Annotated in this window: 20 protein-coding genes; 16 read left to right on the top strand and 4 right to left on the bottom strand. The window is 32.4% G+C overall.

What is annotated here, in order from left to right; genetic code table 11:
- Window positions 1-20 precede the first annotated feature (20 nt).
- Genes H526_RS0124355 through H526_RS0124345 form a run of 3 tightly spaced genes read right to left on the bottom strand, consistent with a single transcriptional unit; the run spans window position 21 to window position 1576 of the window.
- The gene (locus H526_RS0124355; protein ID WP_155839770.1) at window positions 21-611 is read right to left on the bottom strand and encodes a hypothetical protein; all 591 of its coding nucleotides are present in this window, start codon (window positions 609-611) and stop codon (window positions 21-23) included.
- Window positions 612-660: 49 nt separating this feature from the next.
- Window positions 661-1116, bottom strand: a complete 456-nt coding sequence (locus tag H526_RS0124350) for a DinB family protein (RefSeq protein ID WP_027395339.1) — start codon at window positions 1114-1116, stop codon at window positions 661-663.
- On the bottom strand, window positions 1109-1576 hold the full coding sequence (locus H526_RS0124345) for a DinB family protein (RefSeq protein ID WP_027395338.1): 468 nt from the start codon (window positions 1574-1576) through the stop codon (window positions 1109-1111). Before H526_RS0124345 ends, H526_RS0124350 begins: the two co-directional genes overlap by 8 nt.
- A 268-nt stretch (window positions 1577-1844) precedes the next feature.
- Between H526_RS0124345 and H526_RS0124340 the strand changes: the two genes are divergently transcribed.
- The 7 genes from H526_RS0124340 to H526_RS0124310 all read left to right on the top strand — a co-directional run bounded on the left by H526_RS0124340 (window position 1845) and on the right by H526_RS0124310 (window position 9451).
- Complete coding sequence (locus H526_RS0124340; protein WP_027395337.1) at window positions 1845-2180, top strand: single-stranded DNA-binding protein; 336 nt, start codon at window positions 1845-1847, stop codon at window positions 2178-2180.
- A 471-nt stretch (window positions 2181-2651) separates the two neighbouring features.
- Window positions 2652-3335, top strand: coding sequence for a Crp/Fnr family transcriptional regulator (locus tag H526_RS0124335; RefSeq protein WP_027395336.1), 684 nt, complete (start codon window positions 2652-2654; stop codon window positions 3333-3335).
- 9 nt (window positions 3336-3344) lie between these two features.
- Window positions 3345-4955, top strand: a complete 1611-nt coding sequence (locus tag H526_RS0124330; RefSeq protein ID WP_027395335.1) for a glutamate synthase-related protein — start codon at window positions 3345-3347, stop codon at window positions 4953-4955.
- Window positions 4956-4986: 31 nt separating this feature from the next.
- Window positions 4987-5739: a hypothetical protein gene (locus tag H526_RS0124325; protein ID WP_027395334.1), complete on the top strand. Its 753-nt coding sequence runs from the start codon at window positions 4987-4989 to the stop codon at window positions 5737-5739.
- Window positions 5740-5744: 5 nt separating this feature from the next.
- On the top strand, window positions 5745-6128 hold the full coding sequence (locus tag H526_RS0124320; RefSeq protein WP_027395333.1) for a DUF2721 domain-containing protein: 384 nt from the start codon (window positions 5745-5747) through the stop codon (window positions 6126-6128).
- Window positions 6129-6145: 17 nt separating this feature from the next.
- Window positions 6146-8101, top strand: coding sequence for a thiamine pyrophosphate-dependent enzyme (locus tag H526_RS0124315; protein ID WP_027395332.1), 1956 nt, complete (start codon window positions 6146-6148; stop codon window positions 8099-8101).
- 108 nt (window positions 8102-8209) lie between these two features.
- Window positions 8210-9451: a cation:proton antiporter gene (locus H526_RS0124310; RefSeq protein ID WP_027395331.1), complete on the top strand. Its 1242-nt coding sequence runs from the start codon at window positions 8210-8212 to the stop codon at window positions 9449-9451.
- A gap of 10 nt (window positions 9452-9461) precedes the next feature.
- Here H526_RS0124310 and H526_RS0124305 read toward each other — a convergent pair whose 3' ends face one another.
- Entirely contained in the window at window positions 9462-10472 is a 1011-nt protein-coding gene (locus H526_RS0124305) for a helix-turn-helix transcriptional regulator (RefSeq protein WP_027395330.1), read from the bottom strand.
- 183 nt (window positions 10473-10655) lie between these two features.
- On the opposite strand from H526_RS0124305, the gene H526_RS0124300 reads away from it, so the two are divergent.
- The 9 genes from H526_RS0124300 to H526_RS0124260 all read left to right on the top strand — a co-directional run bounded on the left by H526_RS0124300 (window position 10656) and on the right by H526_RS0124260 (window position 18941).
- Entirely contained in the window at window positions 10656-10886 is a 231-nt protein-coding gene (locus tag H526_RS0124300; protein ID WP_027395329.1) for a hypothetical protein, read from the top strand.
- Between the two features lie 513 nt (window positions 10887-11399).
- Entirely contained in the window at window positions 11400-11552 is a 153-nt protein-coding gene (locus H526_RS31990) for a hypothetical protein (protein ID WP_155839769.1), read from the top strand.
- A gap of 123 nt (window positions 11553-11675) precedes the next feature.
- Window positions 11676-13652 (top strand): tetratricopeptide repeat-containing sensor histidine kinase, encoded by a 1977-nt coding sequence (locus H526_RS0124290; RefSeq protein WP_027395327.1) that lies wholly within the window; start codon window positions 11676-11678, stop codon window positions 13650-13652.
- Window positions 13653-13899: 247 nt separating this feature from the next.
- On the top strand, window positions 13900-14565 hold the full coding sequence (locus tag H526_RS0124285) for a DNA-binding response regulator (RefSeq protein ID WP_027395326.1): 666 nt from the start codon (window positions 13900-13902) through the stop codon (window positions 14563-14565).
- Between the two features lie 316 nt (window positions 14566-14881).
- The gene (locus H526_RS0124280) at window positions 14882-15457 is read left to right on the top strand and encodes an RNA polymerase sigma factor (protein ID WP_027395325.1); all 576 of its coding nucleotides are present in this window, start codon (window positions 14882-14884) and stop codon (window positions 15455-15457) included.
- A gap of 325 nt (window positions 15458-15782) precedes the next feature.
- Complete coding sequence (locus tag H526_RS31240) at window positions 15783-16424, top strand: hypothetical protein (protein WP_051336318.1); 642 nt, start codon at window positions 15783-15785, stop codon at window positions 16422-16424.
- A 135-nt stretch (window positions 16425-16559) separates the two neighbouring features.
- Window positions 16560-17954: an RtcB family protein gene (locus tag H526_RS0124270; RefSeq protein WP_211237858.1), complete on the top strand. Its 1395-nt coding sequence runs from the start codon at window positions 16560-16562 to the stop codon at window positions 17952-17954.
- A gap of 81 nt (window positions 17955-18035) precedes the next feature.
- The gene (locus H526_RS0124265) at window positions 18036-18260 is read left to right on the top strand and encodes a hypothetical protein (protein ID WP_027395323.1); all 225 of its coding nucleotides are present in this window, start codon (window positions 18036-18038) and stop codon (window positions 18258-18260) included.
- An 18-nt stretch (window positions 18261-18278) separates the two neighbouring features.
- Complete coding sequence (locus H526_RS0124260) at window positions 18279-18941, top strand: hypothetical protein (protein WP_035086354.1); 663 nt, start codon at window positions 18279-18281, stop codon at window positions 18939-18941.
- Window positions 18942-18976: the final 35 nt, after the last annotated feature.

The following is an 18976-nucleotide window of genomic DNA, read 5'->3' as shown; positions in this document are numbered from 1 at the left end:
ATCTTCATACAAACTAATTATTATCTACAGTTAATACTTAATTGAACTTCTTTAAGTTGTTTCCAAATTAGATGATCCATATCTTTTGGTGATAAATAAAACCATACAAAATGTTGTTTTCTAGTAGTACAATATTCATATTGGATATCAGCATTTAAGGTAGTCATATCTTTAGCAAAAAACTCATCATACATTTTTATAGAACCTCTATACATATGATCATTTAATTGCCGTATTGAAGACTGGGTTTCTGGAATATTTTTAAAAAAACTAAAATTGGTGATGGCACCTGTATTCATAAGTCCGTCAAAATAGACATCCATAATGTTTTCTAGTTCCGTAGCATTCAATTTTGGATCTTCTTCTAAAACCCATAAAAAAACATATGAAAAATAATCTTCACTATTGGTATCTCCCCAACCTGGTGCAAATCGTATATGTTCTTCTCCATTGTACTCTAAATCTCCAGCAAATATCAATGGAAATTCTAAAACCTCGCTTCTCCAATCATCTTCAGCTTCTAAAACATTATCTATATTATTATGTAATCTAAAATAAAGATACCCTGCACCAATCCCTACAAGGATTATCAAAACAAGTATTATTTTCAATAGTTTTTTTAACATTTCCGGTTGGATCAGGTGTCAGGTTATTATCAATTTAAACATCTAATATTCTTCTATGATAATTGATTTGGCCTAAATGGTACGTTAAATGAGTTGCCAAGTGCACCAGAAATCTATGGGTACTAGGGTTCTTATCCATAAGTATTCTAGGATATTCTTTTTGTAAATCTTCTTTAGTTATCATATCTAATGAATCCATTACAATCTTCATCGTATCATCTATCATAGATAGTAGTTCTATTCTAGAAACATTTTTTAAAGAAAATTCCTGTTCTCTTTGCCTTATGTATCCAGTTTTACCGAATTCTGCACCAATATAGGTATTGAGATTCCCGACAAGGTGTAAGCAAAGATTCCCTGCCGAATTACTTATATCTGGTGTTTCAATCCATATATGTTCTTCTTTAGTATAAGATTCTATTTCCGTTTTTAATTTTGTTAAATCTCTATCGAATATAGTTTTTAATATTTCTATGATTGAATCATTCATTAGATAACATTTTTTTAATTAAAGTAATTTGACCTAAGTGATAATAACTATGCTCTATCATCGCTTCAATATTTCTCTGATAGGTACCATATTTTTCATCTACAAAATAATTATCCAATTCTTCGTCTGACATAGTATCGATCAGGCTTGCAAATTCTTCTGCATTATCCAATAAGCTGTTCAATAATATTTTCCAATCTTCCTCGGAGGTTATTTTAGGAGCATCAAAACTATATTTATCTCTTATTTCCAAGGCTCCCCCCTTTAACACATTCAAAACTCCTTCTATATAATAATTAATATGAAAAGTAAGCAATGCAATTGTATTTAATGATTCTACTCTAGTAGTGGCTTGTTCCCAAGTTATATTTGATAATTGATCTTTATAATTGGTATTAGCTATCCAAACACCGTTTAATATCACTTCTCTAAATCGATTTGCTATCTGTTTTGTTCTCATTGACTATCATTTAGTAAACCATTGATACACTATTAGTTTTAAAATTATTATTTAAAAATAGCTTTTTAAAATCATATTTCACAATACGATAAAACCATCTTTTAGTCAAAAACAAACGACTACAAACGTTTACAACCGAAAATAAACACTTCCTAACCGAATCTTATTTGGAACTGCATCTATGTTTGCCTTGTCGAAATAAAAGAAAAATCGATACCAAAAAATTGTTTCATCTACCTGTAAAAAACAGGAACTAAAATTAAAAAACATGAACACGTTAAAAAACAAAGTACAGTTAATAGGAAACTTAGGACAAGAACCAGAAATCGTTAATCTTGATTCAGGGAAGAAACTTGCAAAATTCTCTATCGCTACTAACGACTATTACTATAATAAAGCTGGTGATAAAATTACCGATACTCAATGGCACAATATTGTAGCTTGGGGTAAAACCGCAGAAATTATTGAGAAATACGTAAACAAAGGACAAGAAGTAGCTATAGAAGGAAAACTTACATCTCGCAGTTACGATGATAACGAAGGAAACAAAAGGTATATTACCGAAGTAGTTTGTAACGAATTCCTGATGCTGGGAAATAAATAAATTTATTTGGAATACCATTATTAAATTAATCTAGAGATTGGTTTCTCTAGATTAATTTATCTTCATATCTATTAACAATTCATTTTAAAAACTACTCGCTATCAGTTCTAAAAACGTATTATTAAAGTGTCTCCTTCGGAGTTATGCCACTGGTATGATATTAATCGATTACTAAAAATAGTAGCGGTATAAAGAAAAAGGATTGTAATAAAAGAAATTTTAAAAACGCCTAAAGAGGATAGAAGAAATAATATCGGATTATCAAAAGTCCTGAGAAGATTTAAAAATGTGGAGTACTAATTTCAATATATTCTCATAAACTTTTACGACCTATTCCAGTAAACCGATAACTACCTATAAACTGTAAGAAAAATCTATAATTGTCGTCTAAAGTAACTTCTCATAATTTATTAATAATGAGTACTATTAAAAATCCTTACATTTAACAATACTAACTAAACTCACACTTCATTGAACACATATACCAAATATTGGTTTTTAGAAGGTTTTAATTTATTTAATAAACTTGGTAGAATTACCATGATGCGAATGTGTGAAATTCTTGAGATGAAAAACATCGATAAAGGATCAACTGTTGAACTAATTAATAATGATCATAAAAGTATCTTTTTTCTAAAAAAAGGAACCGTTAAGATTATCGATACTACTACAGATAGTGTTAAATACATTGTTAAAAAGGGACACATCTTTGGCGAGCTATCACTCTACGATGAACATGATAATATAGAAGAACAAGCTATTGCACTCGAAGATTGTATTGTCTGTTATATAGAATCTTTTAGAATGAAACAAATTATGGAGAAACATAAATCTCTTAAAAACGGTGTTCTAAAGATATATGGTTTACGAATCAAAAAACTAGAGAGACGATTACAAGATTTATTATATAAAGATAGTACAACTCGAATCAAAGAGTTTGTAATAGATTATATCAAAGAGTTTGGAGAACGAACAGAAAAAAATATAATAGCAAAAAACCTGTTAACGCATAAAGACATTGCCAATTTAACCAATACTTCTAGACAAACAGTTAGTAACACTTTAAGCATTTTACGCAAAGAAGGTATTATAGATTATAACACACAATCTATTTCTATACTTAATACAACAAAGCAACACACAATTCAAAATTAACATACACTCATGAAAAAACCAGTAGCAATTGCTCAGATTAGTAATTTAGAAAACAAACAACCTACTCATGCTTTAGTAAATGGATTAGATTTAGTTATTGTAAAATTTGATGAAGAAATTTCGGTCCTATATGGTAGATGTTTACATCGAGGTGCATTGATGTCCGATGGACATGTAGATGGTCATAACTTAATATGCGGTGTTCACGGTTGGGATTACAGAGTAGACACCGGTGTTTCTGAATACAATAACAAGGAGGTTTTACATAAATTTAGCACTAAAATTGATGGAGATACTTTATATGTAGATGAATCTGAAATTGATGATTACCTTCTTGATCAACCGCAACCATTTAATAGAGATGAATATTTAGGTGCTTATGCAGATACACATCCAGAAGATACAGAACCATACACTGGATACATTAAAGAGCTTGCTAAAAATGGATTAAAAAATCTTGGACATCACGGATTTTCTGCTTCTATGGGAGTTGATAGAAATACATTACCCAAATGGAGTGACATCCAGTTTTTACCAGCTCAGCTAGCAACTAGACCATTATTAGATAACGAAGAAGTAGCTACTAAAGTGGTTATTGGAGCCAAAGCAAAAAAGCCTTTAGAACTGGATATTCCTTTGTTTGTAAGTGATATGAGTTTTGGGGCCTTATCTAGAGAAGCCAAAATTGCTTTATCCCGAGGAGCAGAAATGGCAGGCACAGGAATATGTTCTGGAGAAGGTGGAATGTTACCACAGGAACAAGAAAACAATACCAAATATTTTTATGAGTTAGCTTCTGCTCAGTTTGGTTTTTCCTGGGATAAATTAGATAATGTACAAGCATTTCATTTTAAAGGAGGACAAGGAGCAAAAACGGGTACAGGTGGCCACTTACCAGGCAGTAAAGTGAGTAAAGAAATAGCAAGTGTTAGAGGTCTAAATGAAGGAGAAACTGCTATCTCTCCAGCAACATTCCCTGATTTTCATGGAGTGAAAGATTTCAAAGCTTTTGCAGAAAAAGTACGAGATCGAACTGGTGGGATTCCAATTGGTTTTAAAATTGCTGCCAGTCATATCGAAAAAGACATCCAGTTTGCTTTGGACGTTGGTATAGATTACATCATCCTAGATGGTCGCGGTGGTGGGACAGGATCTGCTCCTACAATTTTACGTGATAATATTAATGTACCTACAATTCCAGCTTTAGCAAGAGCAAGAAAATATCTTGATAAAGTTGGTGCTGCAGATGTTACTCTGATTATTACTGGAGGATTAAGAATCGCAGAGGATTTTGCAAAAGCAATGATGCTTGGCGCTGATGCTATCGCAGTATCTAATTCAGCATTACAAGCTATCGGTTGTTTAGGGATGCGTGCATGCGGAAGTAACAACTGTCCAGTAGGTATCGCAACGCAAAAAGAATCTTTAAGAAGCAGATTGATTATAGAATCTTCGGCAAAGCAATTACATAACTATTTTGATGCAACTAATAACTTAATTAAAGTTGTTGCTAGAGCTTGTGGGTACGATGATGTTTCAAAATTCAATCATGATGATTTATCAACTTTTGATCGGGATATGCATAAATTAACTGGAATTAACTACGCCGGAGTATTATAAATCATAATACTTTAAAAAAAATAAAATAATTATGTCTAATCAAATACATCTAGCAGCTCAATATTTAGCTACAGCAAGTATAAGCTTTTTACCAAAAAAAGACGATGACAGTCATACGAACTTAGGGTTTAATAAAGAAAAAGGATATCTAGAAACCTGGCCTTTAAATGATAGAGGATGTAAGATAACTTTTGATTATCTAAATTTTGCGCTCCATTGGGTTGCTAATAATACGGTTAGACTAAGCCTTTCATTAGATAAAAAAACACATAGAGAAATTCTTAACTGGTTAGAATCATTAACTACTTCGTTAGGAATCAAAACCCCTTATACTTACAAACTACACTATGAACTTCCTTACGATACATTAACGGATGACTACGTTTTCGAAAAACCTTATGATAGTATACTTCAGGAGCTATTACAAAATCGAACCTTAGCACATAAAGTACTAGAAAAAACATTAAATACTTCGTCACTCGAATCTGATATTCGGATATGGCCACATCATTTCGATTCGGGAGCATTTGCTCAATTAGAAGATAAAGCTGGTGTTGCTATTGGATTAGGAATGGCAATTCCTGATAGCACCCATAATAACTATTATTTCTATATCAGTGGGTATAAAGGTCACGATAGTTTAGATACCGCTACGTTTGGACCTTTATCATTAGGTGAATGGAAAAATGAAGGTTTTAAAGGAGCGGTTTTACCAATTTCTGGCATTGATGAAGAAAAAGGAGTTACTTTCTTCAAAGAAGCTATTTCTACTTATAAAAATTAGAACCTATGGAACATTGGTATCTACCTGCTACTATTATTCCCGGGATTGGACTATTGATATTATCTACCTCTAATCTTTTGGTTAATCTCAGTACAGAGATTAAAACATTGATTACAGAAGATATAATAAAAGAACAATTGATTGAGCGAAAGTTAAGACAACTTAAGCTACTAAATAGCGCTATGGTTTTCTTATATATTGCTGTTGCTTGTTTTGTGATTTCTGCATTAGTTTCAGGAATTTATAAGAGTATTGATACCGATTTCAATGCTACCATTTATATTACTATTGCCGGAATTACCAGCGCCCTGTTAGGTTTAATAGCCTTAATTATATACTCATTTAGGGCTGTAAAAATAAGACAAGATCAATATCACAACAAATTCTAACATCTTAAAAAGCAATCATGACTTCAAAAAAAGAAACTATTTGGTATAAAGTACTAGATAATAAAGATAGACTCCCAGAAGGAAGGGTACAAACTGTTACCGCTGGTCACCAAGGTGTTTGTCTCACTCATTATAATGGTAAATTTTCTGCTTTAGATAATAAATGTCCACATCAAGGAGGTCCTCTAGGAGAAGGCTCTATAGAAAATGGTTTGTTACGATGTCCTTGGCACGGTTGGGATTTTGACCCTTGTACAGGATTGCCTCCAGGAGGTTATGATGATGGAGTTACCACTTTTGAGGTAAAAGAAGATGGGAATGCAATCTTAGTTGGTATTCCAGAAGAACCTAAACATCAGGATACTATTTCTGATGTTATGATACAAACTATGGTTAACTGGAATGTTGATACCGTTTTTGGAATGGTAGGTCATTCTAACCTTGGAGTTGCAGATGCTATGATGCGATTAGAAAAACAAGGAAAGTTACAATATTTTGGTATTCGTCATGAAGGCGCTGCCGCCTTTGCTGCTTCGGCTTATGGAAAATTAATGGGCAAACCAGCTGTATGTTTTGGTATTGCAGGACCTGGTTCCACTAATATGTTTACAGGTATGTGGGATGCTAAGGTAGATAGAGCCCCTTTATTAGCATTTTCCGGACAAGTAAATACCCAAGTGATGGGTACCGGTGCTTTTCAGGAAGTAGATTTGGTCAAGGCATTCCAAACTGTTGCTGATTTTAATCATTCTGTCCAACAGAATTCTAAACATAGTGAATTAATGAGTTTAGCCATAAAAAGTGCAATACTCAATAGAAATGTATCACATATTACTTTCCCAGATGAAGTGGCTTTTATGCCAAAAACTATGGGCGAAGAAGCACAAACTCCTGAAGGAAGAATAACTCCGATGAATATTTCACCTCCAAAGCAAATGGTTGCAAAAGCAGTTTCGATGATTTCAGAATCAAAAAAGCCTGCTATTATTGTTGGTCATGGAGCAAGGTTTCATATGAAAGCCATTGCAACTTTTGCGGATAAGCTAAAATGTCCAGTAATTACAACCTTTAAAGGGAAAGGACTTATTCCTGATGATCATGAATTGGGTTGCGGAGTATTAGGTCGTAGTGGAACTCCTATTGCTTCCTGGTTTATGAACGAAAGTGACTTACTCATTGTATTTGGAGCATCCTTTTCCAATCATACAGGAATCACTCCTAAGAAACCAATTATTCAGGTAGATTATGATCCAACAGCATTAAGTAAGTTTCATAAAATAGATGCTGCGCTTTGGGGAGAAATTTCGGAAACGCTATCTCTCATAGAGGAACAAACAGAAAATAATATTGATACTATCGATAGAAGATCAGAAATTGCTGAACGTTGGGATATTTGGAAAGAAGAAAAAGCGAATCGATTAAAAGATCAAGGTGATAATGGAATAAGTTCCATTGCAGTTTTTGAAGCAATGAATAAAGTCACTCCAGAAAATGCAGTAATCGCAGTAGATGTTGGAAACAACACCTACTCATTCGGACGTTACTTCGAACCTAAAAATCAATCTATATTAATGTCCGGATATCTAGGTTCCATTGGATTTTCGTTACCTGCTGCTATGGGAGCTTGGGCTGCCAAAGGAAAAGAAAGACCCATTTGGTCAGTTTCTGGAGATGGTGGTTTTGGTCAATATTTAGCAGAAATGATGACGTTGGTGAAATACAATATGAATATCAAACATGTATTGCTCAACAACTCCGAATTAGGAAAAATTTCTAAAGAACAAAAAGCCGCCGAATTAGATGTCTGGCAAACTTCATTACATAATGTAAGTTTTGCTAAATATGCCGAAAATTGCGGTGCTTTGGGTATCAAAGTGACTAAAAAAGAAGAACTAATTCCCGCATTAGAAAAACTAAGAGATCATAATGGTCCAGCTCTTTTAGAAATCATAACGGATGTGAAACTTATTTAGCTAAACATCTGCTTGAAAAATCCCAAAGCCCTTCTGTTATGCAATACAGAAGGTTTTATAGAATCACCATGTTTAAAAACTTATACGCAAATTATAATCTTAAGAACCATGTTACAATCCTTCAGTATTATTTTTTCGATTGCTGCTTTTTTTAGTTTTATAAACTACAAATGGTTAAAAATGCCTGCTACAATTGCTCTGATGCTATTGAGTTTAGTAACTGTTGTAATCATTACATTAAGTAAAAATATTGTTCCTGACTTCTATCAGTTCTTTTGTGATATTGTTGCTAATTCTGATTTTAGGAGTTTGTTATTAGATGGGATTTTAAGCTTCCTTTTGTTTGCAGGAGCCTTACACGTAAATATTGAGGAACTAAAAAAAGAAAAATGGCCCATCATCTTATTTGCAACGTTGGGAGTTTTGATTTCTACATTTTTGGTAGGTGGTTTGACTTTTGGTGCTGCTCAATTAATTAATATTCAATTACCTTTTTTAGATGCTTTGCTATTTGGCGCATTGATATCGCCTACTGATCCAATTGCTGTGATGGCCATTCTGAAAAAAGCAAATATTGCCAAAAGCTTAGGAATAAAAATTGAAGGAGAATCCTTGTTTAATGATGGTATTGGAGTTGTTGTATTTTCTGGAATATTAATTCTCACTGGAATGGGAGAACATCATGGAGAAGGTTCTGTAACCGCAGAAATTGGTAAATTATTTGTAGAAGAAGCTATTGGTGGAATCGTCTATGGAGCTCTTTTAGGATTTATAGGATATCAGAGTATAAAATCCGTAAAAGAAAATCCACAATTATCAGTAATGATCAGTCTGGCAACTGTAATGGGTGGATATGCATTAGCATCTTTGATCCATGTATCAGGACCATTAGCTATGGTAGTTGCAGGAATGTTAATTGGTAACAAATTAAATGTGGCATCCAATCAAGGTCCAACAAGAAAACTGATCAATGATATATGGGAAGTACTCGATGATGTTTTTAATGGCATCCTGTTTGTTCTGATCGGTTTAGCCATACACCTATTAAAATTTGATGTAGGACATCTAACCTTAGGAATTATCGCAATTTTTATAGTGCTTTTTTCAAGATTTATTTCTGTATTACTTCCTTATTCATTACTAAAGCATACTGAGATGAGCCCCATAAAAACTGTTTCTATACTAACTTGGGGAGGATTACGAGGTGGCATTTCGCTAGCTTTGGCGCTAAGTTTAACAGACAACCCTTCTTCAGAAGTGATACTATATATCACCTATGTAGTTGTATTCTTTTCAATACTCGTACAAGGACTTAGTATCGGAAAACTGGTAAAAAAGTTATATCAATAATTATTAATTACTATTTGTACTTGTCTAAAGCTCGTTTTAGCTTTCCATGAATTCTGGTTCGTAATCGATCTGGTGCTAACACCTCTATCGTATCACCAAAACCTAAAATCACTCGTTCTAACTCAAAATTAATCTGAACCTTAATCGTAAAAGTCGTACCTAGTTCATCTTTTGATATTGTTTGCTGAGATGTATGAAATGGTTTGGTGATTACATAAGGGGCATTTCTATTATCTATTCTAAACTTTACAAGCTCTGGCACTACATTTTCTGAAACCGTCACTCCTATTACATCCTTATAATATACATCACCATCAATATGCTGATCGATATAAAGAATATCTTCTTTAGAATTATGAATACTAACAATCCTATCCAATGCAAAAGTAGTCAAGAGCTTTCCTTTATTGCCCAACGCTAATAAAAACCATCGATTATTAAATTCCTTTAATAATTGTGGATGAATAAGAATTTCACTTTCACTTCTAGCTTTAAAAGACTTATACACCATTTTTAGAACCTGCTTATTCTGTATCGCGTGGTATAATCTATCAATATGCTCTAGCCCTTTTAGTAGGTCATTCTTTTCGAGATGGATAATCGGTATATTATCTTTTTCATTTGCATATACAGAATCTTCTAACCGTTCTATAACTCCATTCATCTCCTTAAACAGCGAAAAGTCTTTAAACTGGCGTAGTATCTGGATGGACTCGTTCATAATTTTAATATCATGATCTGTTACCGGGATATTCATAATACTATAATCTTCTTCTGCATAACGGTAATATTTACGTTGATATACTTCTATCGGAGCATTATACCCTAATTTATCACTGCGCATCATCTGTATATCTAATTGTACCGTACGCTTACTTACATATACATCTTTTCCTTCATATTCATATAATGCATCAGAACATGCCTCTATAAGATCATCCAACATCCACCTCCTAAAGGTATTGCGCAAACATTGATCAATCGTTTTATACCGTATTAAAGCATTTTTATTAGAAGCCATTTAAAAATATTTTAGAAAAAATAGTAAATATTTTTTACTACGCAAAAAGAATGCGTACTACTTACAGACATTTGTACTATAAATAACAAAACAATAAGAAACTTTAGAATTAAAAATCTTGCAATAATGCAGGGTATATTCAAAAAAAGAGTTTCAATTAATTAACAACAAAAAAATAAAACAATGAAGTTTAATCAATTTTCTAAAAAGGAGCAGGAGATCAGAAATTATCTGTTAGCCGATGCATTTGCAGGCTTCGACGGATTAGGGTTACACACTTCGATTGTTAATCCTACTCCAGTAAAAATGCCAAATGCAAAAGGTACAGAAATACTGGAAAAAGCCTTGAATTTCACTAGTATGAACATTCGTGAAGTGCTAGTAACAGACAGCTTTACTTCGCATATAGTTTAGATGTTGTAAGCTCTCGATAAGTGGATTTGTCTTCGTCGACAAATCAAAAAAGGTATCAAAAACCTTAAAGTGTTCACATAGTACTCACGATAAGCTAATGGTTAATCGACAAACTAATAGACACACAAGGCAGATTATATCAGACACTTATTGTTAGATAACAACATTCATATATCGAACGTATCTAGGTATACATTTCTATGACGCTTATTAAAAAAAGGTTACAAAACTCGTTTTGTCTACCGATCTACATCAGTCTGAGCTAAACAATCAGTCTAATCGTAGCCGAAAAGATGTCTAAGTATTTAGACAAACTCCATCGAAGACAAAACCCATCCAAACTGCAGTTTGCCGCTACCTGAAAAGGGGAAAGTAAGGTATCGCAACTGCACTAGGATCACTTTCCCACCTTATTGATCATTTCCCATAGGTATTAGGTATGTGGGCACATACCAACTGGGGTTGCAACCTATGGGCGTACCCCAACAATTGGAATATCAAACAACTAACAACATGAAAACTTTAAAATTTTTACTATTAGCCGTATTATTAGGTCTAAACTTCGTTTCTTGCGACCCTCCTTCTATCAATGAAGAGGTTGGAGTTGAGCAAGTAGAGAAAACTTCTTTTACTGAAGATGATGATGAAGAAACTGTTAAGAATTAAAACATTCTATAATCTAAAGGATATTCAATCAAATGAATATCCTTTTTCTACTTAGATTCCATAACTTTATAGCATTATCTTATTGTGTTAACAATATTTCATTAATACTAGTTTTATAATTTTATGAGAAAAAAAGTATATTTTTTATTTATTATTTTTATTTCGTTTTACAATTGTTCTAAAGAAATTAACAATAATCCAGAAATTCCTACGAAATCGAATAAAATTGAAAAGTATCTTAAAAAAGCGTCAAACAAAAACTTATCTATAAATGAAAGGAAAAACAATTTAAAAAAAGCTTATTCAATATATAAAACCATAGAAAACAATATTTATAAGAGAAATAAAATTCAAAAAATTTCTGCAATCCATTATGAATTAAAAAATTATGAAGTTTCCAAAAATATGGATAGGGAAATGCTACAATTGTCAATTTTATCAAATGATTCAATAGGTATTGCTAAATCATATTTAAACTTAGGAATTCATTATAGAAAAAAACAAGTACTGGATAGCGCTTACTATTTTTTCTATAACTCAAACAAAATTTATACTGCTTTTGGGAATCAAAAAAAAATAAATAAAGTTGATTATATACACGATCAAGGAACTGCATTAATAGATCTAGCCAAATTATCCAGAAAAGTAAAAGATTATAATGAAAGTGAAGCACTCACAGTTAAAGCTATTGAAAAATTTGAATTATCCGGAAATGCCTCATATATCCCAATATCCTATATCAACTTAGGAATAATTGCCAAACAATTAGGTCGTTTTGATGATGCAATAAAATATCATTTAGAAACCATTAAGCATTCTAAAGGCACTTCTAAAGATACTTTATATAAAGCTATTTCATATAACAACATAGGTACAACATATAAATCTCAACAAAAATATGATCGTGCAATAGAATACTACAAAAAAGCACTCTCATATAAATATTTCTTAAGCACCAGACCTAAAAGATATGCTCTTTATACTGATAATTTAGGATATGCTAAATTTCTAGCCAACAAAGATAATGACAGTGCTTTCTATCTATTAAATAAGGCATATCAAATTAGGGATAGTTTAAATGATCTGAAAGGATTAACTACAAGCTACCTTCATCTATCCGAATATTACCAATCTAATAATAATAATTCGTCAAAAGAGTTTGCCGAAAAAGCCAAAGAATCAGCTACTACAATTAATGAAAATACGGAACTCCTGCAGGCCTATGATTTATTGGCACAAGTTTCTCCTCCAGAAGAAGGAAGAAAATACGCGATGGAGTATATCAAACTAAATGATAGTTTAACTAAAAGAGATAATCAATTTAGAGATAAATTTGCCAGAATCCGATTCGAAAGTGAAAATTTAGAAAAAGAGAACCAACAGAAAAGTGAAGAAATTCAGGAAGTACAAAACCAAAACACCGTTTATCTACTTGGGATTTTACTACTTGCTACATTCATTGGATTTATCATCTATTTCTCACGGCAGCGAACCAAGTATTTAGCGCAACAAAACAAAATCGTAGAGTTCCAAGCAGCGTATGAAACCGAAACACGTATTTCTAAACGGTTACACGATGAAATAGGTAATGATATTTTTCAGGTAATGATGCAATATCAAAACGATCCACACGATCCGCAGATTACCAAAAAACTCAATACCGCCTATACCAAGGCTAGAGACATCTCTAGAGAAAATAGTGAATTCGAGGTAGATGAAACCTACTTAGAGGAGTTAACCGATATGCTAACCAACTATACCAAAAATAATATTAGACTTGTTCTAAGGGGTATTGATAAAATTGGTTGGGATACCACAGACAAAAATCTAAAAATTACCATCTATCGAGTTTTACAGGAGTTGATGACCAATATGCAAAAGCATAGTAAAGCAGATTTGGTCGCTGTGGTCTTTAAAAATGAAAAAAATAAAATATTAATTAAGTACTCTGATAATGGTGTAGGCATCCAAAAAGAAGAAATTAAATCAAAAAATGGACTCCGTAATACGGAAAAGCGTATTCTAGCTATCAACGGAACTATTGTCTTTGACTCAGAAAAAAACAAAGGCTTTAAAGCGGAAATTGTTATTCCTAAATAAGCAATAAGAATCACATTATCAATATACTATATATTTTTATGTATAATAAAATGACAAACACTTTATCTAAATATTTCCATTCTCATTCTGGTGCAGACCAGAATCCATTTTCTGATAAAATCACGTGAGAATAGTCTACAATACGGAAAAACGTAATCAAGCTATAAACAGAACTATTATCTTTGACTAAGAAAAAAATAAAGGCTTTAAAGCTGAGATTAAAATCCCGTGTTAAAAAGGATCGAATATGTTTACAAAAGTATTGGTAGCAGAAGATTATGAAATTGCCAATCAAGGTATCGTAAAAGTACTTAATGACCAAGTAGGTATCCTAGATATAGAGGAAGCAAAGTATTGCGATGATGCGTATATTAAATTTAGAAAAGCGCACCAAGAAAATACTCCTTTTGAGTTACTGATAACTGATCTTTCTTTTAAAGAAGATCACAAAGTACAAACCAGAACTTCTGGTATAGAACTCATACAAGACATTCGGAAAATAGACCCTACCATTAATGTAATCGTATACTCACAAGAAAGCAGACCTGATAAGATAAATATGCTATTCCAAAAACTAGATATCAATGGCTATGTATGCAAAGGCCAACATGCAATAAAAGATTTAGTAAACTGTATACAAGGTGTATATAAAGGTGAGACTGTTCTTCCATCTGAAGTAACGGATGCTAATACTGATAATATTATCAACTTAGATGATTTCGATATTATGTTATTAGAAGAACTTGCTCTCGGTTTTACTAAAAAAGAAATTGTACAGAAATTAAGAAAACAAAAAATATCGCCAAATAGCGAAAGTACTATTGACAAAAGAGTAAGTAAACTCTTTGATGATTTTAAAGCAAAAAACACCACACATCTAGTTGCAATTGTAAAAGATTTGGGGTTATTATAGTATTCTTCAACCTTATTTAATTTATAACCTTTTCTTATACTTTGGATTCTGGCTTTCGCCAGAATGACAAATAAAAAAGTACTACAAAAGAACTTTTCATTCCAATGAAAACTGGAATCACTTACTATACTTCGAAAACAAAAATTAAATAAGATCATCGAGAAATATTTCTTTCATTTTTAAAAAAAATTCCCTTTGATTACGGAAATCTGTAAGGACTTCCGCGCTAGTAAATTTATTTTTGTACCATCAAAAAAAAGTAAAATTCTATTTAAGTATTCTAATCAAAAAACGAACGGTATAAACAAAAAAAGTAATGGGAAAAATGAATACAGATCAGGCAATAATATCCGGAATCATTAAGGGAGATCAACGGACATTAAAAATTTTCTATCGAGATAATGTAAGATATATCCAAGGGTATATTTTACGAAATGATGGTAATATGCAGGATGTAGAAGATGTTTTTCAGGATGCGTTAGTGGTATTGTATCAAAAACTAAAATCTGGAACTTTAGAAATAAACGTTCCATTGACCACCTATTTTTATGGGATTTGCAAAAACACTTGGAGAACTCGATTGCGCAATAAACATAAGGTAGTTCATGATGAGACAAAATTTATAAGTGCAGAACATGTAACTGAATCCGTAATCAAGGATATCGAAAACCAAGAACGTGAGCATTTATACCGAAAACATTTCCAGAAATTAAGTAGTGATAATAAGAATTTAATGCTTCTATATTTTGAAGGAAAATCTGCCAAAGAAATTTCTAAAATCACTGGGTATACGGAGGGATATACTCGAAAAAAGAAATTTGATGTCAAAAAACAATTATTAACGATGATCGAAAAAGATCCATTATATCGTGAACTTAGAATTACCGCATAGCTAATTACAAAAGTTATTTACTTTAAAAAGATATAGCTAAGAAAATTTAAGAATAGCTAAAAAAAGAAAACCAGGCCGGGATCCTGGTTTTCTGCATTAAAAAAGTAATCACTGACGACTGACTTGTCGCTTATGAAAAAACGAGAATTAACTCATATTCTTCCTTATAGCCATTTTTTATACTATAAACAGCCAACTCCAGAAAAACCCTACATTTTAATGTTTAAAATTATTATTTAATGTTACACAACCGGATATTGAGCATAAAAATAACTTTGAGCCTAATAAAAAATCACCTATCATTACATCACTAAAACTAAACAACATGAAAAAAATAATCCCGCTATTACTTCTTGTTATTTGTCTATTCGCCTGTAAAGACGAGCAAAAAGAAAAAACTTTGGATACTGAGAATAAAATAGAATCCACTGATGATAATCAAGAAAAAGAAGCAGAAAAGAAAAATAATAATTATCAAACATCTTCGGTAGTTAAACCAGCTAATATTGATCTGGACAAAGAAGTAGAGAATTTTATCATTTGCAAAAAAGCAGCTACGGAACGAAATGATTGCAGAAATAGTATCTCCAAAACGATTACCAAAGTCTTTGAAGTAACAGAATTTAAAGATCAAAAATCGGGCTATGTTATATATGACAGTATTCGTCCTATTGCAGAACGATCTAAAAATTGGTTACAATTAGGAACTGTAACTCAGCAAACCATAGATCAAGCATTAGAGCATACCAATAGAGGTGGTTTAGCACTAATTATTGATACTGCAGAAACATATGGTCACGTAGTTGTGATTGTTCCAGGAGAAAGTAAAAAATCTGGATCTTGGGGTATGAAACTACCCAATGTGTTATCACTAAGCAATTATAAACCCGAAAAATCATTTAGCAACAAATCACTTTCTTATGCGATGAGAAAAAGTGATGATTTAAAAGTTTTTGTTAGGCAGTAAAAAATATCTAGTTTAATAGTATCTAAATCCTCAATTGGTTATATTTCTTTTGAGGATTTTTTTTGATTATTAATTACACTACGCAAAACTGTTGCGCAATACAATCTAATCTTTGCTTCATTAATTAGAAATACAATGAAAAATAAAATTAACATTACCGGAAAGACATTGATTGATTTAGGATTTAGATCTGGTAAATGGTTCCCAGAAGCTATTGAACATATCAACACCCATCAATTAGCTGATGAAGCAATGCATACCTATTTAGAACAATATAAAATGCCTCCTATCCAGGAGTTACATAAAACTGCTATAGACTTTAAAATTAATATTAAAGCAGAGAACGAGTTAGAGCAAGATAATGTTACCAAAGTAACTGACTCCATGAAGGAATTGATGAAAACTCCAACCATTATAAACGGTGCCGTGATGCCGGATGCATGTCCATCTGGTCCAAAAGGTACTATTCCTGTAGGTGGCGTAGTAGTCGCTAAAAATGCAATTCATCCAGGAATGCACAGTGCAGATATCTGTTGTTCTGTGATGTTAACGGATTTTGGTAAAACAGATCCAAAAAAAGTATTGGATGCTGCACATACCAGCACACATTTTGGACCAGGAGGTAGACCGAGAGGAAATCAATATAAATTAACTGATGAGCTACTAGCAGAATTTAAATCTAATTTCTTCCTTAGAGAGGATAAAGATATCAGTATGGCTAGAGAACATCTTGGTACCCAAGGAGACGGAAATCATTTTCTGTTTGTAGGAACTTCTACGAAAACTGGTAATACCATGATGATTACACATCACGGATCTAGAGGTGTCGGAGCCAGATTGTTTAAAAAAGGAATGCATATTGCCAATAAATTTAGAATGGATATTTCTCCTGATACTTTAAAACAAAATGCATGGATTCCTTTTGATACCGAGGAAGGACAAACCTATTGGTCGGCATTACAAACGATCAGAAAATGGACAAAATTAAATCATGAAGTGATTCATGATGCAACTTTGAAAGCGTTAGATCTAGAAGCAGAAGATAGATATTGGAACGAACATAACTTTGTCTTTAAAGAAGGTGACTTATTCTATCATGCAAAAGGAGCAACCCCTTTAGATAAAAAGTTTATGCCAGATATCACAGGTCCAAGATTAATTCCGCTAAATATGGCAGAACCTATATTAATTGTCGAAGGAGCAACCACTGAGAATAATCTTGGATTTGCACCTCACGGAGCTGGTAGAAACTTAAGTAGAACACAACATAAAAGAAACAAAGAAGGACAGACTAATGAAGAAATCTTTGCCATTGAAACAGAAGGTTTAGATGTACGTTTTTTCTCTAAAGAAATCGATATTTCTGAATTGCCAAGTGCTTATAAAAATGCCAAAGCTGTACGAAATCAAATGGAGGAATTTGGATTGGGTGCAGTAATAGACGAAGTGATGCCATATGGTTCTATTATGGCGGGAGATTTTAGTATCAATGCTCCTTGGAGAGTAAAGAGAAGAAATAGAAATAAGTAAATATAACAATTGATTAAAAAATAAAAATGCAAATTAAAAAAGGAACCCTGTATTAAGTTTTTAATTTAAAAATTAATACAGATGAAATCTTATGACAACAAGAAATTTTATAATTACAAAACAAGTCATAAAAGGAAAAAGAGAACCAAAAGTGCCAAAATCTGGTGGAAAAGTAATTCTTGGGAATATCGTCGATATTTACGTGGAAAATATCGTAACCAATGTAAAACAATTCTTCGTAGAAAAGTAGAAGGAGAAAACATAGAATTTCCATTATATAAAAAAACACTTTGGTGGGAAGCCTAAAAGAATTTAGAAACAAAAATGAATTTATTTTCAATTTTACAAAACAGCAAACAGTTCCTTTCAGATTCCTGGAAGGAACGCTATGCTGATTTTTTACAAGAAGAACATCTACAGGTTTTCTCCCAAAATCTGGAACACTATCATCAGTTTGGAGTCCCTGATAAACATCCACTCCCCCATTTTGAGGAAGAAATAACATCTTCACTATCCGAAGCGTTCAAGAATTTTAAAACAATTCTTGCTGAAAACAACACAACTCCAAAAGATTGGGCAGCGATTATTGAAAACACACCTTTTGAGCATCTTTTATTGCTTATTGGTCAACGATGTACCTCAGCCACGTTACAGAATGAAGAGGCGATTCCGCCATTAAAAGAAACATTACTAGCTAGTTGTTTTACTCCTTTTAATCATCAAATCTGTATAGCTACCAGAGCTTGGGAAAAACATATCGGAAGATCTACTGATAATTTTTGGGGAGAAATAAAAGGTAACCCTACTCAGAAAGAAGAAAAAGTAAGAAAACGTATTCTAGAAATTATAGAAAATAAAACTTGGTGGAATATCTTTTATCATTATCAACACGAATATGTATATGAGATTAGAGTACCAAGCGGTCATGGAATCCGATGGAGTTCGGATGGAACAAAATTAATAGGTTTTTTAGAACCTTTTCTATAGATTCATATATCGTAGTAACTTCTTTCTTTACTTTT

Source organism: Aquimarina latercula DSM 2041 (genome assembly GCF_000430645.1).
GTDB lineage: Bacteria > Bacteroidota > Bacteroidia > Flavobacteriales > Flavobacteriaceae > Aquimarina > Aquimarina latercula.
Note: the sequence above shows the minus strand (reverse complement) of the source record. Positions and strands in the feature narration are given on the sequence as shown.